29 protein-coding genes and 2 tRNA genes are annotated in these 23,110 nt (G+C 68.2%); 5 read left to right on the plus strand and 26 right to left on the minus strand.

The window, feature by feature from the left end:
- Positions 1 to 2 precede the first annotated feature (2 nt).
- Positions 3 to 251, minus strand: a complete 249-nt coding sequence (locus V2L32_RS16480; protein WP_331233605.1) for a glutaredoxin family protein — start codon at positions 249 to 251, stop codon at positions 3 to 5.
- A 78-nt stretch (positions 252 to 329) separates the two neighbouring features.
- On the opposite strand from V2L32_RS16480, the gene V2L32_RS16485 reads away from it, so the two are divergent.
- Entirely contained in the window at positions 330 to 1,328 is a 999-nt protein-coding gene (locus V2L32_RS16485; RefSeq protein WP_331233606.1) for a TIGR04024 family LLM class F420-dependent oxidoreductase, read from the plus strand.
- On the opposite strand, the gene V2L32_RS16490 is transcribed toward V2L32_RS16485, so the two are convergent.
- Positions 1,325 to 2,743, minus strand: coding sequence for a carotenoid oxygenase family protein (locus V2L32_RS16490; protein ID WP_331233607.1), 1,419 nt, complete (start codon positions 2,741 to 2,743; stop codon positions 1,325 to 1,327). The genes V2L32_RS16485 and V2L32_RS16490 overlap by 4 nt on opposite strands.
- A gap of 98 nt (positions 2,744 to 2,841) precedes the next feature.
- Here V2L32_RS16490 and V2L32_RS16495 point away from each other — a divergent pair, with 98 nt between their 5' ends.
- Positions 2,842 to 3,813, plus strand: coding sequence for a quinone oxidoreductase family protein (locus V2L32_RS16495; RefSeq protein WP_331233608.1), 972 nt, complete (start codon positions 2,842 to 2,844; stop codon positions 3,811 to 3,813).
- Here the strand turns inward: V2L32_RS16495 and V2L32_RS16500 are convergent.
- Together V2L32_RS16500 and V2L32_RS16505 are read right to left on the minus strand one after the other, a co-directional pair.
- The gene (locus V2L32_RS16500; RefSeq protein WP_331233609.1) at positions 3,810 to 4,496 is read right to left on the minus strand and encodes a 6-hydroxymethylpterin diphosphokinase MptE-like protein; all 687 of its coding nucleotides are present in this window, start codon (positions 4,494 to 4,496) and stop codon (positions 3,810 to 3,812) included. The genes V2L32_RS16495 and V2L32_RS16500 overlap by 4 nt on opposite strands.
- Before the next feature lie 126 nt (positions 4,497 to 4,622).
- Positions 4,623 to 5,741, minus strand: a complete 1,119-nt coding sequence (locus V2L32_RS16505) for a dihydropteroate synthase (protein ID WP_331233610.1) — start codon at positions 5,739 to 5,741, stop codon at positions 4,623 to 4,625.
- Positions 5,742 to 5,841: 100 nt separating this feature from the next.
- On the opposite strand from V2L32_RS16505, the gene V2L32_RS16510 reads away from it, so the two are divergent.
- Together V2L32_RS16510 and V2L32_RS16515 are read left to right on the plus strand one after the other, a co-directional pair.
- Positions 5,842 to 6,366 (plus strand): hypothetical protein, encoded by a 525-nt coding sequence (locus V2L32_RS16510; protein WP_331233611.1) that lies wholly within the window; start codon positions 5,842 to 5,844, stop codon positions 6,364 to 6,366.
- On the plus strand, positions 6,363 to 7,130 hold the full coding sequence (locus tag V2L32_RS16515) for an RNA methyltransferase (RefSeq protein ID WP_331233612.1): 768 nt from the start codon (positions 6,363 to 6,365) through the stop codon (positions 7,128 to 7,130). Before V2L32_RS16510 ends, V2L32_RS16515 begins: the two co-directional genes overlap by 4 nt.
- Here V2L32_RS16515 and V2L32_RS16520 read toward each other — a convergent pair.
- The 21 genes from V2L32_RS16520 to V2L32_RS16620 form a co-directional block, all read right to left on the minus strand.
- Entirely contained in the window at positions 7,082 to 7,570 is a 489-nt protein-coding gene (locus V2L32_RS16520) for a MaoC family dehydratase (RefSeq protein ID WP_331233613.1), read from the minus strand. The two genes, V2L32_RS16515 and V2L32_RS16520, sit on opposite strands and share 49 nt — an antisense overlap.
- Before the next feature lie 322 nt (positions 7,571 to 7,892).
- Positions 7,893 to 9,770, minus strand: coding sequence for a Glu-tRNA(Gln) amidotransferase subunit GatE (gene gatE / locus V2L32_RS16525; protein WP_331233614.1), 1,878 nt, complete (start codon positions 9,768 to 9,770; stop codon positions 7,893 to 7,895).
- A 113-nt stretch (positions 9,771 to 9,883) separates the two neighbouring features.
- Positions 9,884 to 10,117, minus strand: coding sequence for a transcriptional regulator (locus tag V2L32_RS16530; RefSeq protein ID WP_331233615.1), 234 nt, complete (start codon positions 10,115 to 10,117; stop codon positions 9,884 to 9,886).
- A gap of 166 nt (positions 10,118 to 10,283) precedes the next feature.
- On the minus strand, positions 10,284 to 11,690 hold the full coding sequence (locus tag V2L32_RS16535) for a class II fumarate hydratase (RefSeq protein WP_331233616.1): 1,407 nt from the start codon (positions 11,688 to 11,690) through the stop codon (positions 10,284 to 10,286).
- A gap of 176 nt (positions 11,691 to 11,866) precedes the next feature.
- A complete protein-coding gene (locus V2L32_RS16540) occupies positions 11,867 to 12,109 on the minus strand; it encodes a BolA family protein (protein ID WP_331233617.1) in 243 nt (80 codons plus the stop codon).
- Positions 12,110 to 12,143: 34 nt separating this feature from the next.
- A complete protein-coding gene (gene fen / locus V2L32_RS16545; protein ID WP_331233618.1) occupies positions 12,144 to 13,118 on the minus strand; it encodes a flap endonuclease-1 in 975 nt (324 codons plus the stop codon).
- Positions 13,119 to 13,189: 71 nt separating this feature from the next.
- Positions 13,190 to 13,864 (minus strand): helix-turn-helix domain-containing protein, encoded by a 675-nt coding sequence (locus V2L32_RS16550; RefSeq protein WP_331233619.1) that lies wholly within the window; start codon positions 13,862 to 13,864, stop codon positions 13,190 to 13,192.
- Between the two features lie 97 nt (positions 13,865 to 13,961).
- A complete protein-coding gene (locus tag V2L32_RS16555; RefSeq protein WP_331233620.1) occupies positions 13,962 to 14,621 on the minus strand; it encodes a helix-turn-helix domain-containing protein in 660 nt (219 codons plus the stop codon).
- Between the two features lie 123 nt (positions 14,622 to 14,744).
- On the minus strand, positions 14,745 to 15,542 hold the full coding sequence (gene rpsB, locus V2L32_RS16560; RefSeq protein WP_331233622.1) for a 30S ribosomal protein S2: 798 nt from the start codon (positions 15,540 to 15,542) through the stop codon (positions 14,745 to 14,747).
- Positions 15,539 to 16,744, minus strand: a complete 1,206-nt coding sequence (gene eno, locus V2L32_RS16565; RefSeq protein WP_331233623.1) for a phosphopyruvate hydratase — start codon at positions 16,742 to 16,744, stop codon at positions 15,539 to 15,541. The genes rpsB and eno overlap by 4 nt, the downstream gene beginning before the upstream one ends.
- A complete protein-coding gene (locus V2L32_RS16570) occupies positions 16,741 to 16,926 on the minus strand; it encodes a DNA-directed RNA polymerase subunit K (RefSeq protein WP_331233625.1) in 186 nt (61 codons plus the stop codon). Before V2L32_RS16570 ends, eno begins: the two co-directional genes overlap by 4 nt.
- The gene (locus V2L32_RS16575) at positions 16,923 to 17,114 is read right to left on the minus strand and encodes a DNA-directed RNA polymerase subunit N (protein WP_331233626.1); all 192 of its coding nucleotides are present in this window, start codon (positions 17,112 to 17,114) and stop codon (positions 16,923 to 16,925) included. Before V2L32_RS16575 ends, V2L32_RS16570 begins: the two co-directional genes overlap by 4 nt.
- 7 nt (positions 17,115 to 17,121) lie before the next feature.
- On the minus strand, positions 17,122 to 17,517 hold the full coding sequence (locus V2L32_RS16580; RefSeq protein WP_331233627.1) for a 30S ribosomal protein S9: 396 nt from the start codon (positions 17,515 to 17,517) through the stop codon (positions 17,122 to 17,124).
- A complete protein-coding gene (locus tag V2L32_RS16585) occupies positions 17,511 to 17,957 on the minus strand; it encodes a 50S ribosomal protein L13 (protein WP_331233628.1) in 447 nt (148 codons plus the stop codon). The genes V2L32_RS16580 and V2L32_RS16585 overlap by 7 nt, the downstream gene beginning before the upstream one ends.
- Positions 17,958 to 18,012: 55 nt before the next feature.
- Positions 18,013 to 18,366, minus strand: a complete 354-nt coding sequence (locus V2L32_RS16590; protein WP_331233629.1) for a 50S ribosomal protein L18e — start codon at positions 18,364 to 18,366, stop codon at positions 18,013 to 18,015.
- Between the two features lie 27 nt (positions 18,367 to 18,393).
- Positions 18,394 to 18,478: transfer RNA gene (locus V2L32_RS16595), tRNA-Leu, on the minus strand.
- A gap of 121 nt (positions 18,479 to 18,599) precedes the next feature.
- A complete protein-coding gene (locus tag V2L32_RS16600; RefSeq protein ID WP_331233630.1) occupies positions 18,600 to 19,343 on the minus strand; it encodes a DNA-directed RNA polymerase subunit D in 744 nt (247 codons plus the stop codon).
- Between the two features lies 1 nt (position 19,344).
- The gene (locus V2L32_RS16605; RefSeq protein WP_331233631.1) at positions 19,345 to 19,731 is read right to left on the minus strand and encodes a 30S ribosomal protein S11; all 387 of its coding nucleotides are present in this window, start codon (positions 19,729 to 19,731) and stop codon (positions 19,345 to 19,347) included.
- Positions 19,728 to 20,255, minus strand: a complete 528-nt coding sequence (locus tag V2L32_RS16610; protein ID WP_331233633.1) for a 30S ribosomal protein S4 — start codon at positions 20,253 to 20,255, stop codon at positions 19,728 to 19,730. The genes V2L32_RS16605 and V2L32_RS16610 overlap by 4 nt, the downstream gene beginning before the upstream one ends.
- Positions 20,255 to 20,776, minus strand: coding sequence for a 30S ribosomal protein S13 (locus tag V2L32_RS16615; protein WP_331233634.1), 522 nt, complete (start codon positions 20,774 to 20,776; stop codon positions 20,255 to 20,257). Before V2L32_RS16615 ends, V2L32_RS16610 begins: the two co-directional genes overlap by 1 nt.
- A 23-nt stretch (positions 20,777 to 20,799) precedes the next feature.
- Positions 20,800 to 20,884 (minus strand) — tRNA-Ser (locus V2L32_RS16620).
- 133 nt (positions 20,885 to 21,017) lie between these two features.
- On the opposite strand from V2L32_RS16620, the gene V2L32_RS16625 reads away from it, so the two are divergent.
- Positions 21,018 to 22,058, plus strand: a complete 1,041-nt coding sequence (locus V2L32_RS16625) for an NAD(P)/FAD-dependent oxidoreductase (RefSeq protein ID WP_331233635.1) — start codon at positions 21,018 to 21,020, stop codon at positions 22,056 to 22,058.
- Here V2L32_RS16625 and V2L32_RS16630 read toward each other — a convergent pair.
- The gene (locus tag V2L32_RS16630) at positions 22,044 to 22,829 is read right to left on the minus strand and encodes a hypothetical protein (RefSeq protein ID WP_331233636.1); all 786 of its coding nucleotides are present in this window, start codon (positions 22,827 to 22,829) and stop codon (positions 22,044 to 22,046) included. The two genes, V2L32_RS16625 and V2L32_RS16630, sit on opposite strands and share 15 nt — an antisense overlap.
- Positions 22,830 to 23,110: the final 281 nt, after the last annotated feature.

Genomic DNA, 23,110 nt, shown 5'->3' on the forward strand with positions numbered 1-23,110 from the left:
CCTCAGGCTTCCGCGACGTAGCTCCGGTCGATGTACGAGACGATGTTCTCGGACTCCGCCATCGTCACCCCGCGGTCCTCGTCGACGAGCACCGGGACCTCGCGCTGGCCCGAGATCCGCCTGACTTCGTCCCGATCGGAGTGTAACGCCTCGGTCCAGACCGTCTCGTACTCGACGCCGACCTCGTCCAGGCGGTCCGCCACGTCCTCGCAGTACGGACAGCCCTCTAGCTGATAGAGCGTGATCCCCATACCGACACGAGGGACGCGGGGGTGAAAAGTCGGCCGGTGATCGCCGCGATTTATCAGTCGACGCCGAGACGTCTGCACGTGAGCGAACGAGACCTCCACCTCCCGGTCGCGGCACAGCCAACCCTCGACAGGCTCGTCGGCTACGGCGAGCGAGCAGAGCGAGCGGGATACGACCACGTCTGGCTCCCCGAGACGTGGGGCCGCGACGCGGTGACGACGCTCGCCGTCCTCGCCGAACGGACCGAGAGGGTGGGGATCGGCGCGAGCATCCTCCCCGTCTACTCGCGCTCGCCCGCACTCGTCGGCCAGACCGCCGCGACGCTCGCCGAACTCTCGGGGGACAGGTTCCGCCTCGGGCTCGGCCCGAGCGGCCCGGCGGTGATCGGCGGCTGGCACGGCGCCTCGTTCGACCGCCCGCTCAGGCGTACCCGCGAGTACATAGAGATCGTCCGGCAGGTGCTCACCGGCGAGCCGGTCGAGTACGACGGCGAACTGTTCACGCTGTCGGGCTTTCGTCTCCGGTGTGACCCCCCCGAAAAGCCCCCGGGAATCGACGCCGCAGGATTGAGCCCGAAGTCCGTCGAACTCGCCGGGCGGTTCGCCGACGGCTGGCACGCCATCGTCTTCACGCCCGAGGGACTGGAAGAGCGCCTCGCTGATCTCCGACGTGGGGGGGACCTCGGCGGGAGGGATCCGGAGGAGCTGCGGGTGACGCTCTCGCTCGCCTGCTGTGCGCTCTCCGATCGCGAGCGGGCGCGCACCCTCGCGCGCGAACACCTCGGCTTCTACGTCGGCGCGATGGGCACCTACTACCGCGAGTCGCTCGCCCGACAGGGCTACGAGGAGGAGGCCAACGCCATCGCCGCCGCCTGGGGATCGGGCGACCGTGAGCGTGCACTGTCGCTGATCTCGGACGATCTGCTCGACGACGTCTCCGCCGCCGGGACTCCCGAAGAGGCGAGGGAGTGTCTCTCGCGATTCGAGGCGATCGACGGCCTCGATCGAGTGGCGATGAGCTTCCCACGGGGGGCGACGCCGGAGGAGATCGAGGAGACGATCGACGCGCTCTCCCCTTAGGCCATCGACGGCACTCGCGTCTCGCCCGTTTGGAAAAAGGAGCCGTGGAAGCCGAAGGGGAGCGCGTGGGGCAGCCACGCCCGGGCGCGCTCCTCGATCGTCGCGGCGTCGAGGACGAGCAGGAACGAGCGCTCTTCCCGAGCGTCGAGTACGACCGAGAGCAGGACGCCGTCGTTCTCGGCGTCGCCCGGGCCAGGTATATAAAGCGGCTCCCCGGGGTAACACCGCTCGTCCGACCAGTGACGCGCCTCCCGCGTCTCCAGGTCGACGCCCAGGACCCGGTCGTCGAACGCCGCCCCGCGGCCGCGACCGACGCCGTAGAGATACCGATAGGTGCGGCCGTTCCGGTGCGGGTAGTCGAACGTCGGGAACTCGAACGGCCCGGGGTGGAGCGTCTCTTTCCCCACCCGCTCGGTCGCGACGTCGATCCGGTACCGGCGGAGTTCGGCCCCCGGCAGGTCGGGACGGCCGCGTCTGAGCCGCGCGAGCGAGAGCGCGCCAACGACCAGGCCGTCGGGGAACGCAGCACAGTCGAGGACGATCTCTCCGTCCTCCTCGAAGGCGTTCGCGTGGTGGAAGGTGAAGAACGGGTCCGTCTCGGCTTCGGCGACGAGCGTGCCGCTGTCGCGGTCGACGATGAGAAACCGCGTTCGCCCGTCCGGGTGCCACCGAAACGTCTCCGCGAACGAGGTACCCGAAAGCATTTCGTTAGGAGCGATTCGGAGCGGGCTCTCAGTGAGCACGACGTGGTCGTCGGTGAGCGCGAAGCTGTGCATGTACGCCGGCTCCTCAACGTCGATCCGGGCGAACTCCTCGGCCCGCCCGCCGTCGGGTCTGCGGGTGAGGACGTAGCCCGGATCGCTCCCGAGGCGCGTCCCGAGACCGATCGTCTCCGCTCGTCTCGGGTCGTAGTGGTCGTGGGCGAGCGTCCCGGTCGCCTCGATACCGGCGTCGATCTCCCGTGTTCCGAGCGTCGCGAGCGTCTCCGGGTCGAAGGCGACCGCCCGCTTCGTCTCCGTCACCGCGAGGTAGCTCCCGTCGCGGTGACGGACGGTGATCGACGCGTTGTCGGTGAGCGGACCGCCCGCGAGCAGTTTCAGCGCCGCGATCCGTGGAAACCGGGGGGTCGTCCCGAACTCGCCGAAGGCGAGCGAGCCCTCGCGCGCGCTCCGGTAGGCCTCGCTCCGGAGGAAGCGGTTCGAGTAGCGGACAGCTCCGTCCCGGATCCGGAACCGTCTGAGCATCGCGAAGCCGTCGAACCAGTGTCGCAGCGGCCGGTCGCCGACCTCGAACAGCCCTGGGCCGTTGCCGAACAGCGTGCCGTCGAGCCAGTGTGGAAGCTCGCCCTCGACGTCCAGTCCGACGTCATGGTGTTCGTCCTCGCAGCTACGGAGTCCGAGACGGTGATCGGCCATGCACCCGATACGGACCCCGGAGGGATAGTCGTACCCGGCGCAGCGTCCGCCCGGCTCACTATCGCCCCCCTTATCGGTCGGACACCGCTAGTCCGAGCGTGAACGCCATCGAAGTGACCGAGTACGGAGACAGCGAGGTCGTGGAACCGGTCGAGAGCGAGCGACCAGAGCCCGGGCCGGGGGAGGTTCGGATCGCCGTCGAGGCCGCCGGGCTCAACTTCGCCGACGTGATGCAGCGGCGCGGGGACTACCTCGGCGGCCCGGAACCGCCGTTCGTCCCCGGGATGGAGGCCGCTGGAGCGGTCGACGTGGTGGGTGAGGGTGTCGAGTACGAGGTGGGCGACCGGGTCGTGGCGATGCTCGGTGGTGGGGGCTACGCGGAGTACGCACTCGCGGACGCGGAGAGCCTGTTTCCGCTACCCGACGGGATGAGTACGACGGAAGCGGCGGGGATGCCGGTCCAGTACCTCACCGCCCATGCCTGTCTCTTCGAGTGGGGCGGGCTCGAGGGAGGAGAACGCGTGCTGATACAGGCGGCCGCGGGCGGCGTCGGAACCGCCGCCGTACAGCTCGCCTCACGTGTCGGTGCGGAGGTCTTCGGCACCGCGAGTACGCCCGAGAAGCTCGCACTCGCCGAACGACTGGGCTGCGATCACCCGATCCGGTACACCGAGGAGGCGTTCGACGAGGTCGTGATGGAGGAGACCGACGGCGAGGGCGTCGATCTCGTTCTGGAGAGCGTCGGCGGCGAGACGTTCTCTCGGAGCCTCGACGCGCTCTCGCCGATGGGGCGGCTCGTCGCCTTCGGCGCGGCGAGCGGCGAGCCCGGGACCATCGACTCGGTTCGACTGCTCTTCGAGACGAAGTCGGTACTCGGCTTCCACCTCGGGACCTCGATGCGTCACGCTCCCGACCGAGTGCTCTCCGCACTGCCCGACCTCACCGAGGGGTTCGCCTCGGGCGAGCTAAGGGTCGTCCTCGGAGAGTCGTTCGCGCTCTCGGAGGCGGCCGACGCCCACGCACACGTCGAGAGCCGGCGGTCGAGCGGGAAAGTGCTCCTGATACCCTAGACCGGGAGCGCCGACGCGTCGATCCCCGAGCGCCGTCCGTCGAGCACCGGAAACCGCTCGCCTCTCCTCGATTCGAGCCAGTAGAGCAGCCGCTCGGCCCAGGCGAGCTTTCTCGCCTTCGTCGGACCCACCGACGGGTCGTCGAACTCCCAGCCGACGAACCGCAGGCGTTCGGCTGCGAGGTGGTCCGCGAGGAACGCCGCCCGGTCCCCGTCGGTGAACCCCCCGACGTTGTAGACGTTCCCGACCGGTGCGGCCTGCGTCGTCGCTACCGTGTTCCCCAGGTCGAACCGTGGGATCTCGCGTTCGAGCGCGCCAACGTTGTCGCCGTGGGCGTGGGCCGCGACGGGGACGCCCTCGCGGGTGAGGGCGCGTGCCGTCCCGGGGTTCTTGTCCAGGTCCGTCACCATGCAGTCCACACCGATCCCGGCGTCGAGGAGCGTGTCCGTCGCGGTCGAGGCGGCGAAGACGACGTCGCACTCGGCGGCCAGCTCCGTCTCTCGTTCCAGGGAGGGCGCCGCGCCCACGACGGCGACCGTTCGTCGGGAACAGTCGAGTCGGTCGAACTCGAACGGCTCGGCGACGTCGGCCAGACGGTCGCGGGCACGTTCGTCGGCTCCCCGGTCGAAGCCGAAATCGTCGAGGATCGCCTCGTAGACCGGCTCCCAGCTCTCGAAGTTCACGGTCGCTCACCGGCTGGCGTCCACAGAACCGCAGTCGCGAGCCGAAACGAACCACCTGATACCCCTACCCGGGGGCCGTCTCGGCTTCCACCCGTTCGTATCGGACGGTCGTACATAAGCTTTCTCTTAGTACAAGTCATCCGATAGGTCCTCCAGCCGCGAGCCGAGCGTGGCCGAATCTGCGGCGACCGCCGACGAGAGTCGCTCTACGTCGTCAGCGGTCGCGATAAGGATCGTAGTCTCCGTGTCGGACATCGACACACCCTCCATCCCCTCCGCGGCGATCGCGAGCGCTCGCCGATCGTCCGCCGTGAGCGTGAGCGAGAAGGCCCGGGAGAGCCCACGAGCCGAGTCCGCCCCGACCGCGGCGAGGTGGCGCCCGAGCTCCCTGTCGGTGTGGACGTCGAGCTCCTCGGCCCGTTCGGATCGCGCCCGGACGGGGGTGAAGGCGTGGCCGATCGTCGCCGCGTCGGCCGTCTCGCGGACGTCGTGGGTCCGGATCACGTGTGCGCCGCGTTCGACCGCCATCGAGGTCGCGGCGAGACTCACCGCCAGCGCCTCCTCGGTCGAGCGGCCCGCGAGCGTTCGTAAAAAGTTCTTGCGGTTGATCGAGACGAGGATCGGCCGCCCGAGTGCGCGGAACTCGCGGAGTCGGTCGAACGTCTCTCTGTCGTCGGCGAGCGTCTTCCCCTCCGACCAGCTACCGAAGGCGGGGTCGACGATCGTCTTCTCGGTGAAGCCGTTCAGCGAGAGCGCCTCGTAGATGTCGTCGACGCGCTCGACCGCGCCGGGTCGTTCGAGGTCCGGCGGCGAGGCCATCTTCGCGACCGCGACGTCGTACTCCGCACAGACCCTGGGCATCTCGGGGTCGGCGAAGCCACAGACATCGTTGACCATGTCGAACCCGCGAGAGAGCGCCGCCGCGGCGACCTGGTGGTAGCGGGTCTCGATCGAGAAGACCGCGTCTCCCGAGACCGACTCGATCGCCTCGCACGCGGTGTCGAGCCGTTCGAGTTCGCCCTCCACGGGGAGTACCTCGAGGCGCTTGTTCGCGGATTCGAGGCCGACGTCGACGATGTCGGCACCCTCGTCGATCAGTGCGCGGTCGACGTACGCGGCGGCCTCGCCCGGGTCGGAGAAGACGCTCGGGTCGTACGGCGACTCGCTGCTCACGTTGAGTACGCCCATGATCCGCGGGGGGTGGTCGTCGCCGATCGGGAGCCCCGCCGCGTCCACCGTTCTCATACGGGGGCTGAGGACCGCGCGGGCATAGGCGGTGCGATAGCGACATCGGGACCCGGCCGCGGGTCAGGCGGCTTTTATCCGCTCGTTCCCTCCGACCCGTATGGACAAGGTCAGCATCGGGCTGCGAGGGTGGCGCTTCGACGAGGCGGCCGTCTTCGACGAGGAGGGGGAGTTCAAGCCGCGCGAGGAGATCCCGAAGGCGGACAGACAGCGTCTCTCGCGGCTCGCGATCCTCGTCAACGCGCCGTGTAACGCCTGCTGGCTGATCCACGGCGAGGCCGAGCGGGAGAAGTGTGAGGTCGCCGAGGTGGTCTACGGCGAACCCGGACACGAGGTCGTCGTCTGTGCCGAGCACGAAGCCGACTTCCTCTACTGGTTCCGCGAGCAGGGCGGGAGCGAGTACGCCGGCGAGGAGGAACTCCAGCGGGCGTTCCACGAGTGGTTCGCCGGGGGCGAGCGCGCGCCGGAGGGCTACGGGGGTATGGACCACGTCGACACCGCCTCGTTCGAGGAGATACCGGACCCGACGGTTCCGGATACCGGAGAACGGGCGATCGACGCCCCGGAGGACGGGAAACGGGTCGACATCCGCGAGTTCGGCCGCGAGTACCCGAAAGGCGAATGAGTCGGGTACCGACCGTCTGCGTCGTCGGCGCGAAGACGCCCGGGAACGTCGGCACCATCGCCCGGGCGATGAAGAACTTCGGCTTCTCGGAACTCCTGCTGGTCGACCCGCCAGAGCTGGCAGAGGATGGCGAGGCGTACGGCTTCGCGGGCCACGCCAGAGAGGACGTCCTCCCGAACGCGGAGGAGATCGCGTTCGAGGAGCTCGTGACCGGGTACCACACCGTCGGCTTCACCGCGACGACCAACGAGGACGCGACGAAACACGTCAGATACCCCTTCTCGACGCCCGCGGAGCTACGCGACCGGCTCGCTGCCCTCGACGCGCCGACGGCGCTCGTCTTCGGCCGAGAGCGAATCGGCCTCACGAACGAGGAGTTCGCGCGGATCGACGAGGTCTGTTCGATCCCGGCGAACCCCGAGTATCCGGTCCTGAACCTCGGACAGGCCGCGACGGTCGCGCTCTACGAACTCCGCGACCTCGCGCTCTCGCGCGACCAGCTCCCCCCAACCTACGACCGCGCCGACGAACGCGAGATCGAACAGCTCTACACGAACGTCGACTCGCTGCTGCGAGCGATCGAGTACCCCGAGGGAAAACGGCCGAAGACGATCAGGATGGTCCGCCGCATCCTCGGTCGGGCACATCCGACCGACCGCGAGATCCGCACGCTCCACGGCGTCGTCCGTCGCTGTACGCGCGCCGCGGAGGTGGCCTACGGCAACCGATCAGCACCGAGCGGATCCCGGGACGACCGCGACTGAGCGACCTCCCGTGCGACCATCACCAGCCCGACCATCGAGAACACGAGTTCGCCGGAGCCGTCTCTCGTCTCCGTTCGCGCTCGAACCAGCCCTCGCTCGTCGGTCTCCGGCTCCACCGAGAGGACCTCCGTCTCGATCGAGAGCACGTCCCCCGGCCGCACGGGCCGGGGAAACCGGAGTTCGTCGACGCCCCTCGCGCCGAGGCTCGCGGTCTCGGAGAGGAGCGAGTCGACGAGCAGGCGCATCGTCACCGCGGCCGTGTGCCAGCCGCTCGCGATCAGCCCGCCGTAGATCGACTCCTCGCGGGCGAAGACCGGATCGGTGTGAAACGGCTGTGGGTCGTACGCCTCGGCGAACGATCGGACCTCCTCTTCGGTCATCTCGTACCCCCCGCCGGAGAAGGTATCACCGGGCGAGAAATCCTCGAACGTGAGCGTCATCATGGGGTGTAGCGGGCTCGCGCCGAAGAACGTTCGGTACACTTATCCACTGCCCCCCGTCCGTCCCGGTCGGGCCGAGTGGTAGGTATCGGTCCGGGCGGTCGACGGTCCGGGCGGTCGACGGGGACAGCGGTCCGTATCATAGGGACCGTCGTAGGAGTTCGTACTGCTTCGATCCCGAATCGAACGACACCGGTGACAGGTGTGCCTGATACGGACTGCTGTAACTGGTTAGCGGTGCAACCGCAGACGGTGTGCGGTTACGTCGGAAACGACTTACGGCAGTCCGTACGAGAGGTCGGGTCGGCTACGACGATCCCTATCAGCCCGCTTGCTCCCGGATCTCCTCTCTGAGGACCGTCGAAACGACCTCGCCGTCTGCCTTCCCGCCGAGCGCGCCCATCGCCTCGCCCATGAGCCCCGAGAAGGCGGCCATCCCCTCGGATTCGACCTGGTCGGCGTTTCGTTCGATGACCGCGCGGACGGCCTCGCGGACCTCGTCGTCCGAGGCACCGCCGAGGCCCTCGCGTTCGAGTGCCTCCTCGGGGGTGTGCTCCGGGGCCCCGGCGAGCGCCGCGAGCAGGTCGCCGACGCTCCCCTTCGGGAGGTCGCCGTCGCGGGCGAGCGCGAGCGTCCCGGCGAGTTGGTCCTCGGAGAGCGTCTCGACGGGCACGTCGTCCCGGCGGAGCTCCGTCAGCGTGGATTCGAGCGTCCCCGCGGCCAGCGTGGGGTCTACCCCATCGGCCACGACGCGCTCGAACAGCGGCATCTTCCTGCCGAATGCGACCTGCTCGGCGAGCCCGGCGTCCAGTCCCAGCTCACTCTCGTAGCGCTCGGCCCGCTCGGTGAGCAGTTCGGGGATCGCCACCTCGCTCGCGTCCGGTTCGACGGGAGGCACGTCCGTCTCGGGGTACATTCGTGCCGCGCCGGGCAGCGGACGGAGGTATCTCGACGTTCCGTCCTCGTTCGCCCCACGGGTCTCCTCGGGGACGCCCTCTATCGCCGTTTCGGCTCGCTCCCCGACGGCGTCGATCGCCTGCCTCGCGATCTCGTTCTCGTCCGCGACGATCGCCACCGCGTCGTCGGGACCGGCGCCGACCGCCTCACGTAGCTCCTCGACCTCCGCGCCCGTCACGCCGTAGGCCGGCAGCTCGTCGGTGTGAAAGATCCCGCCCGCGCCGTGGCGCTTGGCGTGGTCCGAGAGCTCGGTGCCGAGCCGTCGATCCGGCTGTATCTCGGCACCGACGAGCCCGTCGAAGCCGGCGAGGCGGACGGCCATCACCGTCCCTCCGGACGAGAGCGCACCCCGGATGACGCCGCTGTCGGTCCCCGCGAAGACGGCCCCGACCTCGACCGGATCGTCGACGGACGCCTCCCGTTCCCGGAGTACCTCCGCGACCTCGAGCAGCCGCCGCTGGCGGTGGACCTCGCCACGGACGAGCTCCTCGATCCCCGCGAGGTCCTGGACGCCCTTCACCTCGACGCGGGCGCCGTCGGCGATCGAGACGTTCACGTCCTGTCGGATCGTCCCCAGCCCGCGTTTGACCTTCCCCGTCGACCGCAGCAGCATCCCGATCGTCTCCGCCGCCTCCCTGGCCTGTTCGGGCGATCCGATGTCCGGGGCGGTGCCGATCTCCACCAGCGGGATCCCCAGCCTGTCGAGGCTGTAGACGACGCCCTCGTCGGTCTCCTCGATCCGCCCGGCGCTCTCCTCCTCGAGCAGCAGGTCCTCGATCCCGACCGGCCCGTCGCTCGTCTCGATCTCGCCACCCATCGCGAGCAGCGCCGAGCGCTGGAAGCCCGAGGTGTTCGAGCCGTCGACGACGATCTTTCGCATAACGTGGAGCTGGTCGACCGGTCGCATCTCCATCAGCAGCGCCGCCTCGAGCGCCGTCTCGAGCGCCTCGGCGTCGAGTTCGCCCGGCGGCTCGTCGTCCTCCTCGACGAGACAGGTGGTGTCGTAGGCGAGGTAGGTAAAACGCCGCTCGACGCGGCTCTCCTCGACCGCCGCTGCGTCGAGTTCGCCGAGTTCGCTCCGCGTCGGGTGGAGATACCGGAAGAACCGACGCGTCGACTCCTCGGGCTCTCGTCGCTCGGTGGGACAGCCACAGAACAGCTTCGTCTCGGTGTCGAGCTGCTGGTGGATCTCGAGGCCGGCGACCAGACCCACCTCCTCGTAATCGTACTCCGGGACGCTCATTGCGCTGTGCTCCGCGCGCGAGGGGTAAAAAACCGTCCAGTTCGCCCGCACGGGCCGTCGCTCTCGCCCCCTGAGCGTCGCTCGGCGGTTCGGATGCTGTAGCGTTCGTTCTCTCAGCGCTGACGGATGCGGATGTCCTCTACCCGTACGAGGTCCTCGCCGATGCCCTCGCCGTCACACTCCTCTGCCGTGCAGTGGTAGTGCCAGCCGTCGCGGGTCGCCCGCCGCTCGCCGAAGCGGTTGCCACACTTCTTGCAGAAGAGCTGGTCGGTCTCGCACTGGTCCCGGTGGAGTTCGAGTGCGAGTTCCGTCGAGAAGGCCCGGTTGCACGTCCGACACGTATACATATCCCGACACACGCAGGCCCCACTGAAAAACGTATGGGTCGAAACCGCCGCGTGAGAGCTTCACACGCTCGATATCGCGAATCGAGTGATCCCGACGCCGCCTATCGGTTTTCAGATATAATGATGATCAGTACACATACTAATTCTTAGGAGAGGCTAGAGGGGACTACCCGTCGCCGAGGATGCCGCGTTCGGTCATCTTCATCGGGTCGAGCACCTCGTTCGCCTCCTCCTCGGTGACGTAGCCCTTCTCGATCGCGACCTCGCGCACGGTCTTTCCTTCTCTCAGAGCCGTCTTCGCCGCATCAGCGGCCTGCTCGTAACCGATGTGGGGGTTGAGCGCCGTCGCGAGCGCCATCGACCCCTCGACCTGCTCGGCGCAGTAGGCCTCGTTCGCCTCCAGTTTCGCGACGAACCGCTCGGCGAACGTCTCCGAGGCGTTCGCTATCAGTTTCGCCGACTCGAGGAAGTCGTGGGCGAGCACCGGCTTGTAGAGGTTGAGGTCGAGTTCGCCTCTGCTGGCTCCGGCGGCGATCGTCGCGTCGTTGCCGAGCACCTGCTTGTGGACCTGGTTGACCGCTTCGGCCACGACGGGATTGATCTTCCCCGGCATGATCGAACTGCCCGGCTGGTTCTCCGGCTGTTCGATCTCGCCGAGGCCGTTTCGGGGTCCGGAGGCGAGCAAGCGGAGGTCGTTCGCGATCTTGTTGAGCGAGCCCGCGACGGTCCGGAGCGCCCCGCTTGCCTCGGCCATCGCGTCGTGGGCCGCCTGTGCCTCGAAGTGGTTGTCGGCCTCGTAGCAGTCGATGCCGATCTCCTCGGTAACGTACTCTGCGGCGCGCTCGGGGAACTCGGGGTGGGTGTTCAGCCCCGTGCCGACCGCCGTCCCCCCGAGGGCGAGTTCGGTGAGGTGCGCGCGGGTGGCCTTCACGCGTGCGCGGCCCTTCTCGATCTGGGTGCGGTAGCCGCCGAACTCCTGGCCGAGCGTGACCGGCGTCGCGTCCTGGAGGTGTGTCCGCCCGGTCTTCACGACCCCGGCGAACTCCTCTTCCTTCTCTCCGAGTGCCTCCTCGAGCGTTTCGAGGGCCGGCAATACCTCCTCCTCGAGCGCGACGAGCGCCGAGACGTGCATCGCCGTCGGGATCACGTCGTTCGAGGACTGCCCGAAGTTGACGTGGTCGTTCGGGTGAACGGTACCGTCGCCGATTTCAGTACCTAGAATCTCCGTCGCCCGGTTCGCGATCACCTCGTTCGCGTTCATGTTCGAGGAGGTACCCGAGCCGGTCTGGAAGACGTCGACCGGGAACTGGTCGTCGTGTTCGCCGTCGATCACCTCGTCTGCGGCCTCGACGATCGCCTCACCGATCTCGTCCTCTAAAAGGTCCAGATCGAGGTTCGCCCGCGCGGCGGACTTCTTCACGACGCCGAGCGCGCGGACGAACCGGCTGTCGAACTCGATCCCGGAGATCGGGAAGTTCTCCACCGCGCGCTGTGTCTGTGCTCCCCAGTAGGCGTCGGCGGGGACCTCCATCTCGCCCAGGCTGTCGCGTTCGGTCCGGAACTCCTCTGTCATACCCCTCCCCTCTCCGGGATCGGGGTAAAAGCTACTGATAGGGATCATCGTAGTCAACCGGATCTCTCGGGTAGACGTGTCACCGATGTCGCTCGATTCGAAATCGGAGACCTACGGACGTCTACGATGATCCCTATGAATTTCCCTCTCCGATCTCTCTCCGGCGCTGAGTGTCCTCAGCCCTCGTACTCCTCGGGGGTGTACGTCTTCAGTTCGAGGGCGTGGATGTCTCTGGTCATGTGCTCGCCGAGGGCCTCGTAGACGAGCTGGTGCTGGGCGACGAGGCTCTCTCCTTCGAAGGCGGGCGAGACGACGACCGCCGTGAGGTGGTCGTCGTCGTGTTCGCCGCGCGCCCTGCGTACCTCCGCCTGGGCGTCGAGTTCCGATTCGATCAGGGCTTCGACCTCGCTCGGATCCATACCCTCCCTCCGCACTCACCTCCCAAAAACGTGTTCAGGTCCAGCTATCGAGGCCGGTCTGCGTCGTCGCCTCCTCGATCCGCTCGAAACCGCGAGAGACCTCCTCCTCGGGGATCCCCCACTCCGCGACGTACTCCCGGGCGGCCCCGACGTCGGGAGAACCGTCGAAGTCGACGTCGATGTCGGTCACGGGCGGGTCGAGAAAGAGGTCACGGACCGCCTCGGCGTTCTCGATCGTCTCCCCACGGGCCTCCAGCACGCTCCAGAGGTCGCCGTGCTCGCGGATCTCCTTCAGGGCAGTCTTCGGACCGACCCCGGAGACCCCCTCGTTGAAGTCCGTTCCACAGAGGATGCCGACGTCGATCAGCGCCTCCAGACCGAGATCGAGCCCCGAGAGCGTTCTCTCCAGATCCATCAGCTCCGGATCGCCGCTGCTGGTCAGCCCCCGGAGCGTCCTCGGCGACCCGAACAGCAGCGCGTCGTAGTCCTCGGTCCCGGCGTACTCCACGACACCGGTCTTCGCCATATGTGCGGTCTGGGCCTCGCCCTCGGCTGGGGCTTCGACGATGGGGACCGCGAGCAGTGAGAGGAGTTCGCGCGTCGTCTCCTGGATGGTGGGCGTGAGTCGCTGGGTGCGCGACTCGAGCCGGGAGGCGGCGATCGTATCACCCTTTTCCTTCGCGCGTTCGAGTTCCATCTCGGCCTCCTTGCGCGCCGCGCGGCGCTCTTCGACCTCCGCCGCTTTGAGATCGGTCACCGCCCCGTCGAAGACCATCACCGGGCTGAGGCCGTTCTCGTAGAGCTTCGGCAGGCCCTTCACGACCCCGATCAGGTTCGCCACCTCCCTCCCCTCGTCGGTCGTATACGCCTCCGAGGAGGTCCACTTCACCGTCGTCGTGAGATACCGGTAGAGCCAGTTGTGCGCGTCGATCGCGACGGTCGATCCCCGGAGGGAGTCGAACGAGACGGTCTCGATCGCGGCGAGCTCCCTGAGTGCGGCGTTTCCCATCGCTCGGAGTTCGAAGCGTGTGGGTTTGAAGCTACGGACTCCGCCGCGATCCTGCCACGGACCTGTGTGCCTCAGGAGGTCGTCTCCCCGGAGGGGGAGCTCTCGAAGAAGTCGGTGCTCAGCACCCGCTGTGCCCGGCGGAGACGTTCGGAGAGCGACTGGTGTGAGACGTCCAGCTCCTCGGCGAGCTCCTGCAGCGAGATCCGACGGGGCACCTCGAAGTAGCCCCGCTCGACCGCGAGCGAGAGCGCCTCGTACTGCTCGGTCGTGAGGCCGATCTCGGTGACATCGTCGGTCGATATCGTTCGGATGGTGGTGATCGACGCGTCGACGTCGTTCGCACGGAGCAGTTCGATCGTTCGCTCGATCTCCTCGCGCTCGACGTAGCGCAGGCGGAGCGACCACGTCCCCCCGGAGAGGTAGGCGGAGAGGATCGTCCCGCCCGACTCCACGATCGACGGCATGACCCGAAACGCGTCGTCCTCGAACGTCAGCGAGTAGAGACACTCCCCCTCGTGTTCCGAGACGAGGTCGTAACCGACGACGCCTCGCGTCGCCTCGAGCGCGTCCTCGACCTCCCGTCTCGACGCACCCCCACACCGGATCGAGACGCCGTCGCTCAGCGCCACCTGCTCCAGTTCCATCTCCAGCGAGGGCACCCGTTCGACGGCCGACTCGAACAGCGTATCCGACCCCGGAACCTGTAGCTCCAGGGGAATCGAGTGGGCCGAACGCTCCGGGTTCACGCTGTCGCCTACGGGGAATTCCCGGGTAAAGGATCTACCTGCCACGGCGCGCCGTTAAGTAGTCTGGAGGGCACCGACATCGACTCCCGCTCGGCCATCAGCGCTCCTCGGGGCTCCGCCCCGTCGTGAGCGACACGTCGATGAGGTTCTCCGTCCCCCGGCGGAGGAGCTCCGAGAGCGACTGGTGGCTCATGTCGAGCTCCGCCGCGAGTTTACGGCTTGAGACCTCGCGCGGCACCTTGAAGTAGCCGCGCTCTCGTGCGGTCGCGAGCGCGGTTCGCTGTGCGGGCGTCACCCTCGGCATCGACGTCCGCGGGCTCCCGGGCTCGAAGAGCTCCAACAGCTCGAAGGCGTGATCCCGCTCGACGACCGTCGTCCGGAACGCCTCGAACTGGTCGCGGGTGGCGAAGCGAAACGTGACCCGCCAGCCGTCGGCGGTCGCCGTCGCGTTCAGTATCGAGCCCTCCTTGTCGATGTAGGCGTTCACACGCTCCTCGACGGGCTCGCTCCACTCGACGTGATAGTACTTCTCCGAGCCGAACTCGTCGTCGTCGACGATCGAGTCGACCGACGGGTCCTCCGCGAGCGTTCGGTCGACCGCCGCGAAGTCGTCGGCGGTGATCCACAGACACGGCATCGTCCACTCGGTGCTGTGAGCGGCGATACGCTCGGCGTCGACCTCCATCTTGGGGTGTTCTGCGAGCGTGTGTTCGAGGGCGAGCGCTTCCGGGGGGAGCCCGAACCTTGCGATCAGCATACCCGGGACACGGGCGGCCGACGGTTACTGTTGGCGAAGACACCGCGACGGGACCACGACCCCCGGGTTCGGCGACGGCTCTCTCGGGCGGGTCGTCCGGAAGGTGCGGCGACCGCGACCGTCTCAGATCTCGGTCTCGAAGTCCGAGAGCGCGTAGACCGTGTCGGTCCCGCGGCGGTCGAGCGTCTCGTTCGCGAGCAGCCAGTACACCACGGAAAGCGCCTTCCGCCCCTTGTTGTTCGTCGGGACGACGAGGTCGACGTTCGAGGTCTGGTTGTTCGAGTCACACATCGCGATCACGGGGATACCGACCGTGATCGCCTCGGTGACCGCCTGTGCGTCGCCGATCGGGTCGGTGACGACGACGACGTCCGGCTCGATGTAGCCCTCGTAGGCCGGGTTCGTCAGCGTCCCCGGGATGAACCGCCCGGTGCGCGCCTGCGCGCCGATCACGTCGGCGAACGTCTCCGCCGGGAACCGGCCGTACTGGCGCGATGAGGTGACGAGGATCTGCTCGGGCGCGTAGTTCGCGAGGAAGTTCGCGGCCACCTGGATCCGGTCGTCGGTCTGGGAGACGTCGAGCACGTAGAGGCCGTCGGTTCGGACGCGGTGGATGAACCGCTCCATGTCCTTCGTCTTCTGCTGGGTCCCGATGTGGACGCCCGCGCCGAGGTACTCCTCGACGGGGATCAGCAGGTCGGCCTCCTCGTCCGGCATGACGTCCTCGTCGAACGCCGGGCCGGCGGGCTCCGCCTCCTCGGCTTCTTCGGCCTCGGCCTCCTCGGCCTCGGCGGGCTGTTCCTCGTCGTCGTCTCGCACGTCCGTGTCGGGATCGACCTCTGGGTCCGCGCCCGCCTCGGGCTCGGGCTCCTCGTCGATCTCCTCTGCGGCCGCGTCGAGTCCTTCTTGATTGTCGCTCATAGTGCGTCGTCCGCGATGCGGATCAGTTCGTTCAGTTTCGCGGTTCGCTCGCCGCCGACCGCGCCGGTTTTGATGTACCCGGCGCCGGTCGCCACGGCGAGGTGGGCTATCGTCGTGTCCTCGGTCTCGCCCGAGCGGTGTGAGATCACCGTCTCGTAGCCGTTCTCGACCGCGAGTTCGATCGCGTCGAACGTCTCCGAGAGCGTCCCGATCTGGTTCGGCTTGATCAGGACGCTGTTTCCGGCACCGATCTCGATCCCGCGGACGAGGCGCTCGGTGTTCGTGACGAACAGGTCGTCGCCGCAGACGAGGGTGCGGTCGCCGACCCGGTCGGTGAGGTCCGAAAAGCCATCGAAGTCGTTCTCCTCTAACGGGTCCTCGACGTAGAGCAGGCCGTACTCGTCGGTCAGCTCCGCGAGGTAGGAAACCTGTTCCTCGGTGTCCCTCGTCGTATCGCTGTACTCGTAGACCTCTCGCTCCCCGTCGTAGAACTCCGAGGCGGCGACGTCGAGGCCGAAGCCGATCTCGAAACCGACCTCCTCGGCGATCTCCTGGGTCGCTTCCTCGACCAGCTCGAACGCCTCGCCGTCGGGGATCGCTGGCGCCCAGGCGCCCTCGTCGCCCTTGCCTGCGGGCGTGCCCCGCTCCTCTAAGAGGTCGCCGACGGTTCCGTGGACGAGCGCGTTCGCGAACACCGCGTCCGAGACGCCCGGCGCGCCGATCGGGACCGAGAGGAACTCCTGGATGTCGGTCGCGTCGGCGGCGTGTTCGCCCCCACCGATCACGTTTCCGAGCGGTACGGGAAAGTTCCGACCGCGGAACGCACCACCGAGGTGCTGGTACAGCGGCGCGCCGAGCGCGTCGGCACCGGCTTTCGCCGCGGCCATGCTGATCGCGACGGCGCTGTTCGCGCCGACGCCCGAGTAGTTCTCGGTGCCGTCGGCGGCGGCGAGCGCGTCGTCGACCAAGCGCTGGTCGCCCGCGTAGACTTCGCCGACGAGTCTGGGCACGGCCACTTCTCTCGCCCTCGCGATCGCCTCGCGCGCGTCGAGTTCGATCGCCTCGAACTCCCCCGTGGAAGCGCCGGAGGGTGCGGCCGCGCGACCGAACCCGCCGCTCTCGGTGAGCACGTCCGCCTCCACGGTAGGATTGCCCCGCGAGTCGAGGATCTCCCTGAGCCGCACGGACTCGATCAGCGTCACGCGGAGCCACCCCGTTTCACCGTGAACGGGAGCACACCGGCGTCGTACTCCTCGGCGGCGATTAGGATCGGCTCCCGTTCGTCGGTCTCGATCAGCACCGGTGCGCCGTAGGAGACCTGCAGCGCTCGTGCGCCGAGGATGCGTGCCTTCTCGTACCGGTTGAACCGCTGGCGCTGAGTCATTGGTAGGGGGAGACCACGTCGACGAGGTCGGTGTGCGAGACGAGCATCCGCCGACAGCAGTGTCGGTTCACGCCGAGGTCGTCGAGCACCTCGGCGGGGTCCTCGCCCTCCTTCCGCCTGGCGGAGAACGCCTCCCAGTGCTCGCCGACGACCTTCCCGCACGTGAAACACCGGACAGGTACCATCATGGCGAGATCACCGGTAGGACTTCTGGTAGCGTGCTCTCGCGCCGGGGCCGCCCCACTTCTTCGGCTCGGTCTGTCGGATGTCGTTGACCAGCAGCGACCGGTCGAACTCCATGTACGCGTCGCGGAGCTCGGCGTCGTTCGTGTGCTGGACGAGTGCGCGTGCGATCGCCGTCCGGACCGCGTCGGCCTGTCCGGAGAAGCCGCCGCCCTCGACCTGGACGTCGAGGTCGACCGCGTCGCGGACGCCGTCGACGATGCGGAACGGTTCGAGCATCTTCAGCCGGGCGATCTCCGGTTCGACCAGTTCGATCGGCACGGAGTTCACCCGTACCCGACCGGAGCCGTCCCTGGCGGTCGCGCGCGCGACGGCTGTCTTCTTCTTGCCGCTCGTGTTGGTTACCATGTGACGTTAGCACCCACCTGCTCGGAGACCTCGCCGAGCGAGACGAACTTGATGTTCGAGAGCCGATCCAGCGACGTGTCCTCCAGGAGCTCTCCGTCCTCGTCGTACGGGTTGCCGACGTAGACGCGGACGTTCTCGAGCGCCTCGCGGCCGTGTTTCTTCTTGTACGGCAGCATCCCGCGGACCGCCCGCTTCAGGATGCCGTCGGGCCGCTTCGGGTAGGCCGGCCCCTGGTCGGAGCCGATCTCCGCGCGCTTCTGGTAGACCGAGAGGACGTCGTCGCGGGCGCCGGTGATCACCGCGTGCTCGGCGTTCACGACGGCGATCCGCTCGCCGTCGAGGGCGGCCTGTGCGACGTAGCTCGCCACGCGGCCGACGATGCAGTCGCGCGCGTCGATCACGCGGTCGACCTCGAACTCGGTGCCGGAGACGCTGCTCATGTGAACACCTCCGGAACGTCGTTCCGGCGTACTCCCACTCGCTCGCTTCGCTCGCTCATGTGATCACCCTGATGTTCGATCCGTCGGGGTTCTCCTCGATGGCCTGTTCCAGCCGCTTCACCTGGCCGTTCGCCTGCTCGATCTTCGTCTCGGCGCTCCGAGAGAAGTCGACGGCGGCGACGGTGACGTCGGTCTGTAGTACACCGCTTCCGAGCACCTTCCCGGGAACGACGACGGTCTCGGCCCCGTTGGCGTACCGTTCGATACGCCCGAGGTTGACCTCGGCGTGGTTCCGGCGTGGTTTCTCTAAGCGGGCTGCGATGTCGCTCCAGACGTCGGCACCCGACTCGCGGGCGGCCGACTTCAGTTCGGCGATGAGACTCTGCAGCCTCGGGTTCGTCGTGCTCATTGTTCCTCCGTGATTGTGAGAATGGAGTGCAGGGAGCAGGATTTGAACCTGCGGACTCCTACGAGACGGCGCCCTGAACGCCGCGCCGTTGGCCAGACTTGGCTATCCCTGCACGGTGGGTGATCTGCGCGCTGTGCTACTGCTCGCCCCTTCAAACCAGTTTCGGTCCGCGCGGCGCTCCGCTGTCGGTGGCCCCTGCCGGCGGACGCGGTGTGATTCGAAGGTCTCATCTGTTACAGTTGGATCGCGTCGTGGAGTTCGGCCGCCCTGTCCCCGATCGACGACGCGGCGCTGTCGACGAGCGTCTCGACGTCGAACGAGCCGTCTGTCTCGACGTGGAAGACGAACGCGTCGGTCACGTCCTCGACCGAGACCTCCTTGCCGGGGTATCGGTTGCGGAGGTCGTGGTCGAACTCGCTCGTCGGGATCAGCTCGCCGTCGTCCTCTACGACGCCGCGGACGATCCGCGGCTCGTCCTCGGCGAACTCCTCCAGGTCGCCGACGACCTCCAATCGCTGGAGGTGTCGGTAGCCGACCGAGACCCCGCCCTGGTGTTTCGCGTGGGACTTCCCGCGACCGAGGACGGCGTCGGCCTCGAGTTCGAGGCGCTGGCCGTCTTTCAGCTGGATGATCGGGACGTTCTGCTCCGCGGGCTCGACCATCCCGTCGGCGCTGACCAGGTCGCCCGAGTAGGCGGTACCCGGCCCCGACACGTCGAGCGCGAGGGTGACGGTGTCGCCCTCCTCGAACTCGCCGACCGGCGTCGTGAGCGGGATCAGCCCCAGTCGGAGCGAGATCTGCTCGTTGAACATCACCGACGAGTTCTCGATGACCCGGACGGTGTCGATCGCGAACGTCGGCACGTCAGCGACCATCGCCCGGCGGATCCCGTTGGCGTACGCGGGGGTGATCCCGCGCACGAGAAACCGCATCGAGCGGTCGCCGTCTTCTACCACCTCGACGTCGAGTTCGGTCATGCTAGAACCCGGCGCTCTTCGGTGCGCGGCAGCCGTCGTGCGGTACCGGCGTGACGTCCTCGATCCGGCCGATCTCGAGGCCGGCGCGGGCGAGCGCCCGGATCGCGGCCTGCGCGCCCGGTCCGGGGTTTCGCTGCTGGTTTCCCCCCGGCCCGCGAACGCGGACGTGGACCTTCTCGATCCCTGCCGCCTTCACCTCCTCGGCGACGCGCTCGGCCATCTGCATCGCCGCGTACGGCGACGCCTCGTCGCGGTTCTGTTTCACGACCGAGCCCCCGCTCGACTTCGCGATCGTCTCCGCCCCGGTCTGGTCCGTGACGGTGATGATCGTGTTGTTGAACGAGGCGTGGATGTGCGCGACGCCCCAGACGTCGTCGTCGGCGCTCACGACTGACCCTCCGCCCGCTCGGGGTGTAGGTCGTCCGCGAGCGGACTCGTCTCGTCGAAGGAGACCAGGTCCTGCTCGGCAGTCGGCACGGTGTACGACGGGACGCGGACGCGCCGTCCGTCGACCGTGACGTGGCCGTGGACGATGAACTGCCGCGCCTGTTTCGGCGTGCTCGCCAGCCCCTTCCGGTAGGCGACCGTCTGGAGCCGCCGTTCGAGGATATCGGTCACCTCAAGCGCGAGGACGTCGTCGAGGCCCTCGCTCTCGGCGAGGATCCCGAGCCGTCGGAGTCGGGCGAGAAACGGCTCACCCGCTTCGGTCGCCTCGTCGAGGTCGCCCTGGGCCTCGCCGATCAGCCGTCGGGCCTCGCGGCGCATCGAGCGCAGTTCGGACTGCGCACGCCAGAGCTCCTCCTTGTTCTTCAGGCCGTAGCGGCCGACCAGCGAGTGTTCGGCGGCGATCCGCTCGCCCTGGAACGGGTGGTTCGGCGTCTCGTAGAACTTCGTGTTCTGTCCCAGCGCCATTACTCGTCACCTTCCGCCGCTTCCTCTTCGCGCTCCTCTCGGATCGCCTCGACGTTCACGCCGACGGTTCCCTCCGATCGACCCGTCGACCGGGTCCGCTGTCCGCGAACCTTCTGGCCGCGCTGGTGGCGGATCCCCCGGTAGGATCGGATCATCTGCAGGCGGTTGACGTCCTGCTGGCGGGTGAGTTCGAGGTCGTTCCCGATCTCGTGGGTCGCTTCGCCGGTGTAAAAGCGGTTTCTGTGGTTCGTGAGCCACGCGGGGTTCTCGTCGGCGAACCCCTCGACGTGCTCGACCACACGGTCGATCTCCTCGTCGGGCAGCGCGCCGAACGTCGCCTTCGGGTCGACGTCCGCCTTGTCGGCGATGATACGCGCCGCTCGACGGCCGATACCGTTCATCCCGGAGAGCGAACGCTCGACGGATTTGGTCCCGTCGAGGTCGATCCGTCCGATCCGGATGAAGTAGCGGAGGTCCTCTCCGTCCTCCGCGTCGTCTGGTGTGTGTTCTTCCTCGCTCATTGTCTCTCTGAGCCGATTGCTGACGTCGTGGCGGGGATTCGAACCCCGGAGGCTGTACGCCACAGAGTTAGCAACCCTGCGCCTTGGGCCAGGCTTGGCTACCACGACACGCGATCAGTACTCGCGCCCTTGCGGACTCGGGGACGGTCCCCTGCAGTATGCACCTCCACGTACCCGGGTCGCGTACTTAAGCACACCGATCCCCCGTACGGTTTAGCCGCCCGCCCCCCCAGGTGCGTGTATGGGAGAACGAGTCGGTATCGTCGGGGCGGGCGTCGCCGGGCTCGCCTGCGCCCGCGAACTCGACGGCGAGGCCGAGGTCACGATTCTAGAGAAGTCACGCGGGGTGAGCGGCCGTGCCGCGACCCGCAGGAAGGACGACTGCCGGTACGACCACGGGGCGAACTACATCGACCTCGATCCGGACGACGAACTCCTCGACACGATCGAGGCACTCGGTACCGAGGGACTGATCGACATCGAGGGGTCGGTCTGGGTCTTCGACCGTGAGGGCGAGATCGAGCCGGGCCACGGAGACGCGGGAAAGAAACTCAGCTACGAGCGGGGGATCACGGGGTTCGCGAAGCGACTGTTCGGGGACTGTGACGCCGACCTCCGGATCGAGACACGCGCGGAGTCGCTCGCGCACGACCACGGGACGTGGACGGTGGCGGACACCCAGGGGGGCGAGTGGGGGCCGTTCGACGCGCTCGTCCTCACGCCGCCGGCCCCACAGACCGCGGCGTTGCTCGCGGACGCCGACTGGGACGACCCGCTCCGCGAGCGCCTCTACGACGCCGTTTCGGCCGTCCCCTTCCGGACGGTCGTCACCGCGGTGTTGCACTACCCGTTCACCCTCGACGTGCCCTACTACGCGCTCGTCAACACGGACAAAGCACACGAGGTCGGCTGGCTCTCGCGCGAGGAGTGCAAACCAGGTCACGTCCCCGAGGGCGAGAGCCTGCTCGTCTGTCAGATGGGCGGCGAGTGGTCCGAGGCGCACTACGACGACCCGCGAGAGGGGATCTGTACCGAGGCCGCGAGGCTCGTCTCGGCGTTGCTCGGCGACGAACGTCTCGCCTCGCCAGACTGGACCGACCACCAGGGCTGGCGGTACGCGATACCCGAGGGGGCAGTCGAGGACCGGGTGGTGGACGAGGCGGCGGGGGCGGGGCTCTTCCTCGCCGGCGACTGGCTGGTGGGGAGGGGTCGTGTCGACGAGGCGTTCGAGGCGGGGCGGAAAACGGGACGGAGGGTCACAACGCAGTTAGGCGGCGCGTAGGCGGGCCGAAAGCGGGTCGAGGTGGGAGACGCCGACGACGGCGACGACGCTCTCGTCGGGGTTCGTATCGAGGATGGCGTCGGCCATACAGGCGTCGCGGGCGGCGTCCCTGGTGTCTCTGGCGGGGGCGTCGATCGAGGCGGCGAGCGCGGTGGCGGCGCGTACCTGCCGCTCTTCGTCGTGTGCCTGTCTGGAGGGGGTGTCAGCGGGGGAGCAGTCGTACCGGCGGGGGCTGCCGATACGGATCGCGAGCGGCGTGCGCTCGCAGAGGGGGCGGGCGGCCGCACAGGCGACGGCGTGCGCCGACGCCGAGAGCGTCTCCGAGACGACCGAGGAGAGCGTCTTCGAGTCGGGGCGCCGCCGGCCGAGCGCGGCCGCGAGGTGGCGGTAGAACCGTCGGCTGGGGCCGTCCATCCCGACCGGACGGGCGCGTGCGCCCGCCGCGAGGGCCGCGCTCATCTCGCCGCCAAAGTCGGGGCCGAACCGGGGGTCCGCGTAGAGCCGATAGAGCCCCAGGGCGAGCGGGGGGAGTTCGAGCGCGAGCACGTCGGGATCGAGACGGCCGACGATCGAGCGTACCCGATGGACGCTCGCCGGGTGGTCGTGGACCACGCCGACGAGGGTGATCGGGGCCCGGTCGTCTGGGTCGATCCGCCGGACGTACCGTGACTGCAGACGGGGGTCGTCGTCCTGACCTGTCCCGGCGTCGCCATCGTGAGGCACCGCCGAGTGCACGTCCGAACCGCCACGGGATCCGGCTGTTCGTCCCACACGAGCGTCGAACCCGGTGAGACGCATAAGCGCACGCGAAGGGTGCGGTAACGAGCGGTGGTTACGAACGGGTGAGGGTGGGAGTGGGTGATCGGACGGCGGAGTGCGTAGATAGCTCGATCCCCGGTGCGTTCGCTCCGAAACGGGAACGGCGGCCGGGCTCACTACGGGAACCGCCAGAACTCCAGCGTCGAGGTTCGGCGTCCGTCACTCCGCCGGGAACCCGACGAGCGGCCATTCGGAGGGCGACTCACGCGGCGAGCGGCGTCGTGACCTGCGGA

The sequence above is a fragment of the Halalkalicoccus sp. CGA53 genome (assembly GCF_036429475.1).
In the GTDB taxonomy this organism is placed as follows: domain Archaea; phylum Halobacteriota; class Halobacteria; order Halobacteriales; family Halalkalicoccaceae; genus Natronorarus; species Natronorarus salvus.

Excerpts from the sequence above, each read along its gene's own strand:
- V2L32_RS16535 (WP_331233616.1), bottom strand. The coding sequence starts at position 11,690 with ATGACAGAGGAGTTCCGGACCGAACGCGACAGCCTGGGCGAGATGGAG.
- V2L32_RS16490 (WP_331233607.1), bottom strand. The coding sequence starts at position 2,743 with ATGGCCGATCACCGTCTCGGACTCCGTAGCTGCGAGGACGAACACCAT.
- V2L32_RS16510 (WP_331233611.1), top strand. The coding sequence starts at position 5,842 with ATGGACAAGGTCAGCATCGGGCTGCGAGGGTGGCGCTTCGACGAGGCG.
- gatE (WP_331233614.1), bottom strand. The coding sequence starts at position 9,770 with ATGAGCGTCCCGGAGTACGATTACGAGGAGGTGGGTCTGGTCGCCGGC.
- V2L32_RS16530 (WP_331233615.1), bottom strand. The coding sequence starts at position 10,117 with ATGTATACGTGTCGGACGTGCAACCGGGCCTTCTCGACGGAACTCGCA.
- V2L32_RS16575 (WP_331233626.1), bottom strand. The coding sequence starts at position 17,114 with ATGATGGTACCTGTCCGGTGTTTCACGTGCGGGAAGGTCGTCGGCGAG.
- V2L32_RS16585 (WP_331233628.1), bottom strand. The coding sequence starts at position 17,957 with ATGAGCAGCGTCTCCGGCACCGAGTTCGAGGTCGACCGCGTGATCGAC.
- V2L32_RS16520 (WP_331233613.1), bottom strand. The coding sequence starts at position 7,570 with ATGACGCTCACGTTCGAGGATTTCTCGCCCGGTGATACCTTCTCCGGC.
- V2L32_RS16480 (WP_331233605.1), bottom strand. The coding sequence starts at position 251 with ATGGGGATCACGCTCTATCAGCTAGAGGGCTGTCCGTACTGCGAGGAC.
- V2L32_RS16580 (WP_331233627.1), bottom strand. The coding sequence starts at position 17,517 with ATGGTAACCAACACGAGCGGCAAGAAGAAGACAGCCGTCGCGCGCGCG.
- V2L32_RS16540 (WP_331233617.1), bottom strand. The coding sequence starts at position 12,109 with ATGGATCCGAGCGAGGTCGAAGCCCTGATCGAATCGGAACTCGACGCC.
- V2L32_RS16610 (WP_331233633.1), bottom strand. The coding sequence starts at position 20,255 with ATGGCGCTGGGACAGAACACGAAGTTCTACGAGACGCCGAACCACCCG.
- V2L32_RS16505 (WP_331233610.1), bottom strand. The coding sequence starts at position 5,741 with ATGAGAACGGTGGACGCGGCGGGGCTCCCGATCGGCGACGACCACCCC.
- V2L32_RS16625 (WP_331233635.1), top strand. The coding sequence starts at position 21,018 with ATGGGAGAACGAGTCGGTATCGTCGGGGCGGGCGTCGCCGGGCTCGCC.
- V2L32_RS16615 (WP_331233634.1), bottom strand. The coding sequence starts at position 20,776 with ATGAGCGAGGAAGAACACACACCAGACGACGCGGAGGACGGAGAGGAC.
- rpsB (WP_331233622.1), bottom strand. The coding sequence starts at position 15,542 with ATGAGCGACAATCAAGAAGGACTCGACGCGGCCGCAGAGGAGATCGAC.
- V2L32_RS16570 (WP_331233625.1), bottom strand. The coding sequence starts at position 16,926 with ATGACTCAGCGCCAGCGGTTCAACCGGTACGAGAAGGCACGCATCCTC.
- V2L32_RS16590 (WP_331233629.1), bottom strand. The coding sequence starts at position 18,366 with ATGAGCACGACGAACCCGAGGCTGCAGAGTCTCATCGCCGAACTGAAG.
- fen (WP_331233618.1), bottom strand. The coding sequence starts at position 13,118 with ATGGGAAACGCCGCACTCAGGGAGCTCGCCGCGATCGAGACCGTCTCG.
- V2L32_RS16555 (WP_331233620.1), bottom strand. The coding sequence starts at position 14,621 with ATGCTGATCGCAAGGTTCGGGCTCCCCCCGGAAGCGCTCGCCCTCGAA.
- V2L32_RS16600 (WP_331233630.1), bottom strand. The coding sequence starts at position 19,343 with ATGACCGAACTCGACGTCGAGGTGGTAGAAGACGGCGACCGCTCGATG.
- V2L32_RS16515 (WP_331233612.1), top strand. The coding sequence starts at position 6,363 with ATGAGTCGGGTACCGACCGTCTGCGTCGTCGGCGCGAAGACGCCCGGG.